We start from the raw sequence: 12784 nt of genomic DNA on the forward strand, positions 1-12784 counted from the left end.
AATGACAAGTACATTACCTTAAATTGACATTGATTGTTGCTGAAGTATACTAGGAATAAATGGAACTATGCATGAAGAAATCTACAAAGAGAAGAGGTCTTGATATGCTTTATAACATTAAACCAATAGCTGTGGTAAGCAATAGTCGAACAATGATTGAAGACGACAATTGGGGTGATGTCATTTCTACTATTGAATTGACAAAAGGTATGCATGAATCATCTTTAAAGAAGATTGATGATTTTTCTCATTTAGAAATAATTTTTTATTTTGACAAAGTGGCAGCTGAAAAAATCCAATATGAAGCGAGGCATCCAAGAAATAATACGGACTATCCGGAAGTCGGTATTTTTGCACAGAGAGGTAAAAATAGACCTAATAAAATAGGCGTAACAGTTGTAGAATTACTAGAATTAAAAGATAGAACTATAATCGTTAAAGGCTTAGATGCTATTGATGGCACACCAATCATTGATATAAAACCTGTAATGAAAGAATTTCTACCGAAAGGTGAAATAAAACAGCCACAATGGGCAACTGATTTAATGAAGAATTATTGGGACTAGTATATTATTTTATTTTATTTGTTAAGGAGAAATCATTATGTTTTTAAATCTTCATATTGAAACCGAGAGACTAGTAATTCGTCCATATGCTTTCACTGATTTGGATGAGTTATATGCAGTCGTTTCTGAGCCTGACTTTTACCGATTTATCCCAGAGGACGTGCCAAGCCGCGATGATGTTCAGCGAGTAATAGAGTGGTCCATTCAATGTAACTTAAAAAACACGCCTACTAAGGTACATAAGCTTAATCTAGCTATTGTAGAGAAGCAGAGTCAAAAATTAATTGGTTATTGCGGGCTTGGCCCCGATGATGTAAAAGACACAGAAATCGAAATTTATTACGGTATTTCTGAAGCTTATAGAGGGCGAGGAATAACATCTGAAGCAACAAAAGCTTTGATGAATTATGCATTTTATAAGATTGGTTTACCTAATATTATTGCTGTTGTTCATCCTGAAAACGTGGCATCTTTACGAATTGTAGATAAACTGGGAATGAGCTATGAATATACGTATAACAATCTTAATTCAGAACTGAAGGATTTTGAAGGATTGCTTCATTATTCTATAGATGCTAAAGCATATCAAGGAAGTAAATGAATATGTAAAGCTTAAATTCTTCCTCGAGGGTAAGTCTTAGATGAGATCCTGGATTGGTGAAGCGAGTTAGGGGAACGGAGGCTAAATGCATTAAGGTATTTTAATAACGCCTTTTTTGATGATGCTGCTTCGCATTCGCGCAGATAAACCCTTTACTAACAGAAAGAGGTCAGGACGACGGAAAGAATAGTCGAATCGACGGAAGGAAGGGTCTGAGTGACGGAAAGAAAGGCCGAAGCGATGGAAGAATAGTCAGAGCGACGGAAAGAGGTCAGGACGACGGAAAGAATAGTCGAATCGACGGAAAGAATAGTCGAATCGACGGAAGGAAGGGTCAGAGCGACGGAAAGAAAGGCCGAAGCGACGGAAAGGAAAGCCAAAGTGACGGAAAGAGGTCAGGATGACGGAAAGAATAGTCGAATCGACGGAAGGAAGAGTCAGAGCGACGGAAAGAAAGGCCGAAGACGACGGAAAGAATAGTCAAAGCGCTGCTGCTTCGCATTTGCGCATAAAAACCCTTTTGCTGTCGCTGCGCTTTTCGGACAAACGACGACCCGTGGAAGGCGCTCAGTCGGAACGGATATTTACCCTTCGTTTTCTGAAGAATGTTCAAGTAAGAAAATAGCTTATCAATAACATGGGACTTCTACTCAATGAGTAGAAGTCTTTGTTTGTATCGAACAAAATTCAAACGTCCATTCCCATGTCCCCCAGTGCATTTATAACAGAATAGTCCTATTTTTCTGTTTTTAAGACCGTCTTAAGGTTACGATTAAATAGCTATAAGGTTATTACGTTATTCTTTCTTTAAATGAATGGAGAGGGGAAACATGATGGGATTGAAACGGGTTTCGTTCGTTGATAGTCTTCGTGGATTTAGTTTGCTTGGGATTTTACTTGCTAATTTAGTAATTTTTCAATATGGCATGCATGGAGCCTTAAAAAATTTATCATCACAAAGTACAGGGGATTTTGTGAGGGTATTTATTGGTGGCTCTTTTATGCCTATTTTTACGCTGCTATTTGGATTTTCTTTTATAAAGCTAATTGAATCGGTCCGCGAAAAAGGGGTGAAAAGTCGATGGATTATACTTCGACGGAGCGTGGGGCTCATTGTATTAGGCTGGCTGCATACTACATTTATATGGGAAGGTGACATACTCTTATATTATGGTTGTATGATTCTGTTTTTGTTACCATTCATTAATCGAAAAGCAAAAACAATTATCATATGGGCTAGTATTTTCTTTGTATTTTCAGTCACAATTATAATGAATATTAACTTAGATCTCCCAGCAAATCAGCAGGATATCAATGCGTATATTGAACAAGCAGATGCCATTTATGCACATGGTAGTTATTTAGATGTCGTTAATTTTCGTCTAAATAGGCTAATGCCGGAACAAGAAACATCTATCCTATTATTTGTAGCGCCATTATTTTATGCACCGTTGTTTTTACTTGGTATGGCGCTTGCAAAAATGCGGGCATTTGTAAATATGGAGCGGGAACAAAAATGGTATAAGTTTGGTATGATACTTGTACCTATAGGGTTACTATGTAAATATTTGAGCTTAAAAGAAGGAGATTTGTCGACTATGCTGCAGATGAGTGGGGCACAAGTTTTAGCGTTAGGCTATGTATGTGTGGCCGCCTTACTCTATAGGAAATGGCGTACGTCGTCTATTATTCATGCCTTTGAATGTGTTGGTAAGCTGTCTTTAACTAATTATTTAATGCAATCTATTATTTGTACAACAGTATTTTTTGGCTATGGTTTTGGGTTGTTTGGAAAATTAGGTGTCTTGAATGGGATGTTATTTGGATTAGGTATTTATTGTGTGCAGTGCATTGGCAGCGTCTTCTATTTAAAAAAATTCAAGCGTGGGCCATTTGAGCAGGCTTTACGGATATGGACGAATTGGTCGATTGATGGTCGATTAAAAGGAAAAGAACAGGGTATTAATAGTGATTAAATTTAAAACAAAGGGGATGAGAAAAATCCCCTTTGTAATAGCAGCCTCGAATATGGTTCTAGCTATATGTCCTGCTAGAGAATAGATTTTGAAGGGAATAGAGACGAATCCAGAGGGGAACGAACGATGCGAAGTTTCGCATCGCCAGAAGAGATTGCAAATATCATAGGTTTCTTAATTACAACGGATGCTTGATGGTGGAAATTAACTTCTTAAAATCATAAAGGAAATTTTAATGATCAAAGGATGAAATGAATGGAAACCGTATTGATCAAAAAAGACGTATCAAGCTATTAGGAGGATCATAGCAACAGCTCAACCTGCTCCAATAGCAGGTTGAAAACGATCACTACGTTTTAGAATTTAGGAGCCAAAGGAAAAGGTGAAGGAAATACCAGCGTTTTTATGGATGGATGGAGTATGTACTAGGTGCTTCAGAGGGTGATGATTTACTATGCCAACGTTTTGTGAATGAAGCAAATTGTATTGTAGTATCGTTGGACTATAAAAGTCGATTTCATTAAAGTGATACCTTAAAGTAAAAGGAATCTGCGTACATGAAAGTAAGCAGATTCCTTTTATATTGATTATTGTGCAATAGATTGTGCTTTATCGATAATTTCTTGTGGGATGTCGATTGTTTTTAGGTGGTTGAATTCAGTGTATGTCACAACTGATTTTGTTTTCATTGATAGTTCTTGATCTTCAACTTTCATTTTTAAATCGAAATTCATATCCAATTTATTTGTATCGAAAGTCTTTTTATCAATTTCTAGAACATAGTGTATTTTATCGATTGTTAAGTTATCAAGTGGGTTTTCTTCAAGACCCATATCTTTCATGGATTTGCTAATTTCTGAATCGATAAGTTCTTTAAATTTATCGCCTTTAGCGTCTAAAGATAAGATATATGCATTATCTGTTTGTTCGAATTTGAAATCTTTGATAAAGTTTTTAAGCTGATTTAATTGTGTCTTAGCATCTGCTGATGATGCAGTTTGTTCCATAATTGCATCAAACTGTTCGTTTGGTAACTTATACCAAGTTTTAGTTGTTTCATCCTTCATGAAAAAGCCTTGATCTTTCTTCATGTACATATCAATCGGCATTTCCGTACTTTTTTGATCTGCACTAGCCATATCTGGCATTGTCATTGAACCTGATAAATGCATAGCAATAGGATCGGTAACTACATCCATATCCATTTTCGATTTGATGGAAAACTCCATAGATTGGTCGCCTGAGCCGATTTTGGAATCTTGAGTTGTCTCCATTTTTGCACTCGTACTTTTAATGTCAGCTTGGCGTTCTATCGCTTTTTCATACACTTGCTCTAAAGTGAGTGTACTTTTATTAGTCGTGTCTTTCTTAGGGGTAGCGCTACTGTTACAGGCAGCTAGTGTCAGTGCTAGTGCTCCAACACTTAAAACTTTAAAAAATTTGTTCATTACGTTCATCTCCTATTCATTGGTAAAAAACATCATCTATTAGTATACATTACTATAATAGTAAATACCTAATGCACGTCTTGATAAATAAGTCTTCTTACTCACTATGAGTAGCAAGAAAATTAATTCATAAATAATAATAAATTCGGTGCTAGTTATTGTGAAATATTGCAACGGTGTTTTTAAATACTAAAACACGGGGATGATTTCCGCTCTAGCTGGCGCTTCGCTTTCGTACAGAGCAAAGCTCCCTAGGGGCGAGACGTCCGATGAGCCACTTGGGCAACGAATGTTTTCTGTACGAAAGCGTAGTGCTAAAGAAGCGACAGGAATAGGAGGTTAGTAACGAAGCTTTTATTTTTACCGATGCCAGACGTAATTATGCAAAGGAATAATGAATAAGGTCAGTGATTGCTATGTTTGCATAGGGAAGAGTAGGGGAGGGGTGTTCGGTTTTAAGTTGAGTCTACTTTCTATGGTGGAAAAAATATTTACAAAAAGAAAAAGCCGAAAAAATGATATCATTTTCTCGGCTTTGTTTATCAATTATAGCCCCAGATCATTGCGAATAATGTACCAATGATTGTGACAACACCTACGAATACTGAATATAAAATCGTTGTATATAACGTTTTCTTATCTTCAGATTCACCGATGTGCATGAATAATACTAATTGTACAGTTGCTTGCGCAAGAGCAGTTACTAGTAAAACGGCGAATGCCATGTTAAAAGACATATCGAATTTAATAACAGCTAAAGCTACAACAGTTAGTAACAGTGAGAAGCCGAAGCCCATCACATGTTGTTTTGGGAATAATTCCTTCATCAGCTAATCAGTCCTTTCAAGTAGACGAAGCTGAAGATGAAAATCCAAACAACGTCTAGGAAGTGCCAGTACAGTGAGAAGATAAACGCTTTGTTAGCTGTTTGTGGGTTTAAACCACGGCTAGCTACTTGGATTAAAATTGCAACGCCCCAGAAGAAACCGAATGTTACGTGAAGACCGTGCGTACCAAGTAAAGTCATTAATGCTGATAAGAATGCGCTTGTTTGAATAGTCGCACCTTCTTCAACATATGTGACAAATTCATCAATCTCAATACCTAAGAAGCCAAGACCTAATAGAAGTGTGATGATGAAAAATGCCATCATCGCTTTTTTATTGCCAATACGCATTGCGTGAACACCAAGACCAATTGTGAAACTACTAGTTAATAATAAGAAAGTTTCCCATAATACTGGTGTTAATTCGAAAATCTCAGCGCCATTTGGGCCACTACCTGTACGTGTTTGAAGTGTGAAATACACTGTAAATAGTGTGGCGAATAATACGATTTCGGCGCCAAGGAAAACCCAGAAACCGAAAATTTTCAGGCGATTTTCTTCTGTACTATATTCTAATGGAAGTGAAGAATCGATTTTCATATTATTTATCACCTCTCAAGCTTTTCTCAGTTGCCATAACTTCTTCAACTGAAATGTATCGACCATGATCTTTTTCAAATGAACGATGAATCATAAAGCCGAATACACCAATCATACTAATGATGGCTGGAATCCATAGATTAAATACAGCGAAGAATGCTGCAAGGAAGAAGAATCCGCTCATCCAGAATGGTGTGCCAGTGTTGTTAGGCATGTGAATTTTTTCAATTTTACCTGCTGTAATATCGCGACCTTCTTTTTTCGCGAACCAGAATTCATCTAAACGTGTAACAGTTGGAACTACTGCAAAGTTATATTCCGGTACTGGAGAATGAGTAGCCCATTCTAATGTACGACCATCCCAAACATCTGCTTTTTCATTACGAGGCATATGTTTCCAGCTGTAGTAAATGTTATATACGATTAACGCAAAGCCGACAGCAAGACCGATACCACCGATGAACGATAGCATGTTCAATGGACCGTAACCAGTTGACTCAGAGTAAGTGTACATACGACGAGCGTAACCATCTAAACCTAAAATGAATAGAGGGAAGAATGTTACGTTAAAGCAAATTGCGATAAACCAGAAAGCTGCTTTACCTAGTTTTTCATTTAAACGGAAACCGAACATTTTTGGCCACCAGTAGTGGTAACCTGCAAGTACACCGAATACTGTACCTGGAATTAATACATAGTGGAAGTGGGCAACTAAGAACATCGTATTATGATATTGATAGTCAGCACTTGCCATTGCAAGCATTACCCCTGTAACCCCACCAATTGTGAAGATAGGAATAAAGCCAAGAGCATAAAGCATAGGAGTTGTAAATTGAATTTTACCGTGTCTCATTGTGAGCAACCAGTTAAATATTTTAACCCCTGTCGGAACAGCGATTGCCATTGTTGTAATAGAGAATACACTGTTTACCATTACACCGTGACCCATTGTATAGAAGTGGTGGGCCCATACTAAGAATGATAGTAACGAAATAACGACCATACTCATAACCATTGATTTATAGCCGTATAAGTTTTTACGTGCAAATGTCGCAATGATTTCAGAGAAAATACCGAAAGCAGGTAGGATAACGATATAAACCTCAGGATGTCCCCAAACCCAGAATAGGTTGGCCCAAAGCATATCCATACCGCCATTTTGCATTGCAAAGAATTGTGTACCGAATTGACGGTCTAACATCATTAATGCAAGTGCTACAGTTAATACTGGGAATGCAAATACGATAATAACGTTTGTAATTAAAATTGACCAAGTGAACATTGGCATTTTCATTAATGTCATACCAGGTGCACGCATTTTAATGATTGTTGCGATGAAGTTAACACCAGTCATTAACGTACCAATCCCTGATAATTGTAAAGCTAAAGAATAGTAGTTGTTCCCAACAGATGGACTAAATTCTGTCCCAGCTAATGGGAAGTAAGCTGTCCAACCAGCGTCAGGTGAACCACCAATGATAAATGATAGGTTTAATAAACCACAACCAGCAGCAAATAACCAGAAGCTAACTGCATTTAGACGTGGGAAGGCAACGTCACGTGCACCAATTTGCAGTGGGATAACAATGTTCATTAAACCAATTACGAATGGCATAGCCATGAATAAAATCATTAATAAACCGTGTGTTGTGAAAATCTCATTATAGTGTTGTGCATCTAGAAGTCCATTATCAGGAACTGCCGTTTGTGCACGCATTAACAATGCATCGATACCGCCACGGAATAGCATCAAAAGTGCTGTAGCGATATACATAATACCGATTTTTTTATGGTCAACAGTTGATAGCCAGTTTTTGTAGAAATAGCCCCACTTTTTGAAATACGTAAGGCCAGCCACGATAACAACTGCTCCAACTACGATACTAATAGCTGCCGCTAAAATCATCGGTTCTTGCATAGGATGGAATACTTCTTCCATACTCATTGGATGCGCTCCTTTCGGGTTTAAAAATTAATGTGAATGTTTTGCTTCAGAATTTTCTTGTGAATCAGAGTGATCGCCATGGTTCATTTTACTATGATCCATGTCTCCCATTTTCATATGTTCACTATGTTCCATTGGAGCTGGTCTAAATTCTAAGTGTGTAGATGAATAGCTTGAACGACCAACGTGTTCTGCTTTTAATAGTTCATCAAATTTTTCTTTTGTTAATGGTTTTTCTTTTGCTTTTACATCAGAAGCCCATTTGTCGAAGTCTTCTTGCGTCATAGATTGTGCCTCAAATTCCATTTCAGCAAATCCGCGACCGCTAAAGTTTGAGTTACGGCCCATGAATGAACCAACCTCATCTGCGGCAAGGTGAATAGTTGTTAACATGTCACTCATCGCATATTTTTGCCCAGCTAATTGAGGAATCCAGAAACTTGTGATTGGTCCGAATGAATAAAGTTTGAACTCAATTGGACGGTCAACAGGAATATTTACATAGTTTACAGTTTCAATACCTTGCTCTGGATAGCTAAAATGCCATTTCCAGTTAGATGATGAAGCGTAAATAACAAGTGGCTCTTTATTGTCATAACCATCTGGTTGAGACTCTACAGTACTTGTTGTTCTTACAGTAACAATTGCTAAGAATGCCACTATGATAATAGGGATAACTGTCCATGTAATTTCTAGTAGATGACTACCCTCTTCGTGAGGAGGCTCATAATCGGCAGATGCTTTTGAAGCACGGTATTTTGTTAGCATAAATGCTAAAAGCACATACACGACTAGTAATATAAAGGCCATTGTAATAATGGATAAAATAATTGTGTCTGATAATGTTTTGGCATTTGGCCCTTTTGGATCAAAGATTGTTAATGGTTCACAACCAGCAAGAACTGCAAGCGCACCAAATGCAATGAACATTAAGCTTAACTTTTTCTTCATGTTTGACTCCTTTCTTAAAACGGCTATTCATAAATTTCATGTGTTTGCGTATAAATTCGAATTTATAAATAGTGGGTAATAAGGTCACCTCTTTTAGTTGTTGTACCAATCAAATAATAAGAAATACTTACAATGGCATGGTTCATTATGAAACATTGAATTTAGTATTTGATTGGTCTAGTGCAAGCGTTCGCAAAATCATAAATTTGTGTAATCGACTTTTTAGACAAAGTGTCATAATCAATCGACACAAAATGTCATTGTTTGCAAATAGGATTATACGCTCGTTTCAAAGAAAAAAAATTATTTTTTTATATTTTTAATAGTAAACCAGGGATGATTATGAACATTTTTTGAACAAAAATCGTTATTTCAATATTAGTATTTTTGCATTTAATTAAATAAACACTGTTGAAACGTTGAAAACACTGAGTTTCTTGTATTTAACCATGTAAATAGTTTTTTTTGTGAAAATATCATTTCACATTTTAGACTTCATTTTGTAATAAAATTGCCGTTATGTTGAGGTTTTGGGTGCTTTTTTGTTGCGTTTTTTAAAAAGATGAGTACGCGGGATGATGAATTATGGATATATAAGGAGAAATTTTAAATGTCAGGGATGAATGGAAAGGGGGATAATATTAATTATGTTAATATAATTACATGCTTCCATATAATGTTATTCTAATGTTTTATTCGAAAAGTAAAAATAGCAAACTAAGGATATCCTTGGTTTGCTATTTTTGGTTACAAAGACGAAAATAAATGTTCTAAGCAGAAAGAAAGTGATTTATCCTTATTTGACACAATTATGCCAAGGTAATGAAGATAAATTTAAGCTCCTAGCTTTAGCCATTTTGCTACTTGTCCATAGATAGTATTTTGAAGTTTTGGGGCTATATTATTCATCTTTAAGGCGAAGTACAATGTTTTCATTAAATTTAATGTGCATGTACGTCCACTAAAAAAGGCTTCGTTATAGCCCTGAGTCACTAAATGCATTTCAAATTTATCAAATACCTGATCGACAAATTCTATTAATGCTTCCTCGGAATAGTTACGAGCTAGTAACGCTTCAATTATATTAATTAAGCGTTCTTCCTCATCATCGACGAAGACAGTATCTTTCCATGTAACAAGTTTTAATGCATGCAAGATGTGAGGTGCATACTGTAAGTTGAATTTAGGATGTTTAATCGTCATGGCTGCTAAATCTGCACCATGTGCAATGCTATGCGCCCAGCCCTTATCATGAACATGACCTCGTGTATCTTTTTCCAATAATAAATAGCGGCCAATCTTTTGAAAGAAAGCTTGTAGACGATCATCATTTAATACCAGTAGTTCAGCATCTTTTGCAAGAATACCTGCTGCAAGTAAAGCAGAAAACGAACGTGTAAAGACACTATCTGTCAATTCTTCACCTAGCTTTAAATATAAAAATTCGTCGCTTGTAACAGTATCAAATAAATATTGTAACTGTTCGGTGCGCAGTAAATTATCGCTAAGTATATGAATAAAAGTACGATAAATTAATTTGTCACGTAATTCGGCATCTGGTGAACCAATGTGCGTTAACATTTCTTGTAACAACCAATCGCCTTTTTGTAACATAAATTCTTGTTGTGCTGAATGTGTCATAGTGGAAAATGATTGTAAAGTATTTTTGATATCCATATGTAATTCCCCCGAAGTTAAGTTAATTCTCTCTTTGAGCATTTTTTAAATGTATTCCTTGATAATCTGTAGTCTTTGTAATTACTTTTATAACAATGTACAGACATAGTAAATGCTTTTAGAGCTATGCATTTTTATTATAGCGTTTTAATGATAATTTGTGAGTTGTGAAGTTTTCTAGGGAGTATATTCACAATGGGAATTCCAGAATCAAAAGAAAGTTGATATGATAGACAAGCAATAAAAAGAGTAGACTTAAAAACGAGCTCAAAACAAAAGACATACCTATTAAAGTATGTCTCATCCTAGTTATGAAATAACGGCTGACTTTATACCGAGCGGCCATTCGGTAAATGTATTTTGATTAGTTTTTAATTCTACAAGAATATTTGCATTTATAATGGCATCGATTAGCCATTCACTATAATGAAGGTTCGGTTGAGCGTGCATTAAGATTCGTTTCATATCTTTTTTGTCGATACTTAGCAGTTTATAGTTGCATTCAATGTGTACATTTTGGGGAATAATAAAAAGTGACTCATGTTGGTGTCCAAGTGAAATGGAGCCAGGAATGTGACCTTTGATACTTATAATATGTGTAATCGCTTCTTGAGTATATATATCAATCTTAGTTCTTGTGAGTATTTCAAATTCAATCGGAGAATCCTTCAGATGGGGACCGTCCGCTGTAGATAACGAAACAACTTTAATTGATAGTGCCTCATACATAGGAGAGATGCTACTACCAAATTCACTAACTGTATCTATTAATTGCATGTATTCCACTCCTTGTGAAGAACTTTAAATTACAAAGTTGGTGCCTGTAAATAGTAATAAAAAAAGGTATTATTAATTATAATACAATTTATTACAAAATATGAAATGCTAAAGTGGATATTTTTTATTAAAAAATGAGCGGTGGATATATTTATTGGTATATTTGTGTTGGCCCTGATGTGTGGCAAACCTTTGAGGTCAAATAAGAGTAGCCTACTGGTTAAGTGTTCAGTGAATACGAAAATCAACTCCATGTTATGATTGATTATTTAATAAGAAACTAATAAGTAAAATAGAGCTAAAGAGGTGAGAAAAATGACAAAGCGAAAACGGCATGTGATCAAACATGACAATATTGTTGTTTTTCCTGGTGCTGTTCAAACATTAATACGTGAAGGACATATGTATGCGGAAAATTATCAATATGAAGAGGCTGTGGCAAGCTTTGAAAATGCATTTTCATATGAAGCTGGAGACGAAAGTGCATTAAGTACCTACGCGTATGCTTTATATGAATTAAAAGAATACGATAAAGTTAAAAATGTTTGTGAGCAATTGTTTGCTATGGGGACGACATTGTATGTAGAAGTAATGGAACTGTATGTTACAGTATGTATGCAGTTAAAGGAATACCATCAAGTAGAATCATTAATTACGACATTAATTGAAGAAAAAGTACTTCCGGAAGATCAACTTGAGAAATTTGAACGTATAAGAAGCTTGAATCAAGAGGTTGCTAAAAATCTCCAAAAAAAAGAGGATGCTAAACGATTGTTAGAAGAGCAAGAATATGAACTTTCGAAATTTAGCGCATTAACGCCAAACGAACAATCTATTCTTCTGCATCGCTTAATGGATACGAATGTACGACAATTAAAAATAGCATTGAAAGCTATTATTGAATGTCCAACAATCCATCCATTTGTTCAGAGCTTAGCATTAATTTTATTAGTGGAACAAGAAGTGTCGATTGACATTACTGTCTCAAAATTTGATGAAACAATAACTGTTAATCCTAAAAATTTAGTTCTACCAAATCAGTTGCCTCAGTATAGGGAAGTAAAAAAAATAATTGAAAATAAATTAGAGCAAGACCCATCGACGTTGGAAATGGTACAATATTTAATGGCGAAGCATGCCATTGTAACGTATCCGTTTGAATGGCAACCATTCGAAGCCGATGATATTGCTTATAGTTATATTGACTTTGTACAATCGATGCTCGGAAAAGTACAGGAAATGGATTATGACATTATTGACTTTTTGCAAATGTTGGAAAAACTTACTGAACTACATGAGGTATGAAATAAGTTGAAACTATACGCATCTATGTTATACTAAAATGGTTGTCAAAATCGTAGTTACGAATGAATTGTCTAACATTTAAACTTGATTATTTATTTGGAGGTATTTATAC

At 35.7% G+C, this 12784-nt stretch carries 11 protein-coding genes; 4 read left to right on the forward strand and 7 right to left on the reverse strand.

All coding sequences use genetic code 11. The annotated features are described in order from the left end of the window. Positions 1 to 104 precede the first annotated feature (104 nt). From tsaA to PVA17_RS05165, 3 genes are all read left to right on the forward strand, one after another. Positions 105 to 566, forward strand: a complete 462-nt coding sequence (gene tsaA / locus PVA17_RS05155) for a tRNA (N6-threonylcarbamoyladenosine(37)-N6)-methyltransferase TrmO (protein WP_274067133.1) — start codon at positions 105 to 107, stop codon at positions 564 to 566. Between the two features lie 37 nt (positions 567 to 603). Beyond that, complete coding sequence (locus PVA17_RS05160; protein ID WP_274067091.1) at positions 604 to 1167, forward strand: GNAT family N-acetyltransferase; 564 nt, start codon at positions 604 to 606, stop codon at positions 1165 to 1167. Between the two features lie 830 nt (positions 1168 to 1997). Further along, complete coding sequence (locus tag PVA17_RS05165; protein ID WP_274067092.1) at positions 1998 to 3143, forward strand: DUF418 domain-containing protein; 1146 nt, start codon at positions 1998 to 2000, stop codon at positions 3141 to 3143. Positions 3144 to 3730: 587 nt separating this feature from the next. Here the strand turns inward: PVA17_RS05165 and PVA17_RS05170 are convergent. The 7 genes from PVA17_RS05170 to PVA17_RS05200 form a co-directional block, all read right to left on the reverse strand. Beyond that, on the reverse strand, positions 3731 to 4591 hold the full coding sequence (locus PVA17_RS05170) for a DUF6612 family protein (protein ID WP_132357022.1): 861 nt from the start codon (positions 4589 to 4591) through the stop codon (positions 3731 to 3733). A 542-nt stretch (positions 4592 to 5133) separates the two neighbouring features. Continuing rightward, positions 5134 to 5418: a cytochrome aa3 quinol oxidase subunit IV gene (gene qoxD / locus PVA17_RS05175; protein ID WP_132357021.1), complete on the reverse strand. Its 285-nt coding sequence runs from the start codon at positions 5416 to 5418 to the stop codon at positions 5134 to 5136. Next, the gene (gene qoxC, locus PVA17_RS05180; RefSeq protein WP_132357020.1) at positions 5418 to 6017 is read right to left on the reverse strand and encodes a cytochrome aa3 quinol oxidase subunit III; all 600 of its coding nucleotides are present in this window, start codon (positions 6015 to 6017) and stop codon (positions 5418 to 5420) included. Before qoxC ends, qoxD begins: the two co-directional genes overlap by 1 nt. Before the next feature lies 1 nt (position 6018). After that, complete coding sequence (gene qoxB / locus PVA17_RS05185) at positions 6019 to 7962, reverse strand: cytochrome aa3 quinol oxidase subunit I (protein WP_132357019.1); 1944 nt, start codon at positions 7960 to 7962, stop codon at positions 6019 to 6021. Between the two features lie 27 nt (positions 7963 to 7989). Further along, positions 7990 to 8913: a cytochrome aa3 quinol oxidase subunit II gene (qoxA, locus tag PVA17_RS05190; protein WP_132357018.1), complete on the reverse strand. Its 924-nt coding sequence runs from the start codon at positions 8911 to 8913 to the stop codon at positions 7990 to 7992. Between the two features lie 834 nt (positions 8914 to 9747). Next, positions 9748 to 10590, reverse strand: coding sequence for a DUF2785 domain-containing protein (locus PVA17_RS05195; protein ID WP_132357017.1), 843 nt, complete (start codon positions 10588 to 10590; stop codon positions 9748 to 9750). 309 nt (positions 10591 to 10899) lie between these two features. Then, on the reverse strand, positions 10900 to 11367 hold the full coding sequence (locus tag PVA17_RS05200; RefSeq protein WP_132357016.1) for a hypothetical protein: 468 nt from the start codon (positions 11365 to 11367) through the stop codon (positions 10900 to 10902). A gap of 315 nt (positions 11368 to 11682) precedes the next feature. Here PVA17_RS05200 and PVA17_RS05205 point away from each other — a divergent pair, with 315 nt between their 5' ends. Further along, complete coding sequence (locus tag PVA17_RS05205) at positions 11683 to 12672, forward strand: CDC27 family protein (protein ID WP_132357015.1); 990 nt, start codon at positions 11683 to 11685, stop codon at positions 12670 to 12672. The last annotated feature ends 112 nt before the right edge of the window (positions 12673 to 12784 follow it).

It is taken from the genome of Lysinibacillus sp. CNPSo 3705, assembly GCF_028674935.1.
GTDB lineage: Bacteria > Bacillota > Bacilli > Bacillales_A > Planococcaceae > Lysinibacillus.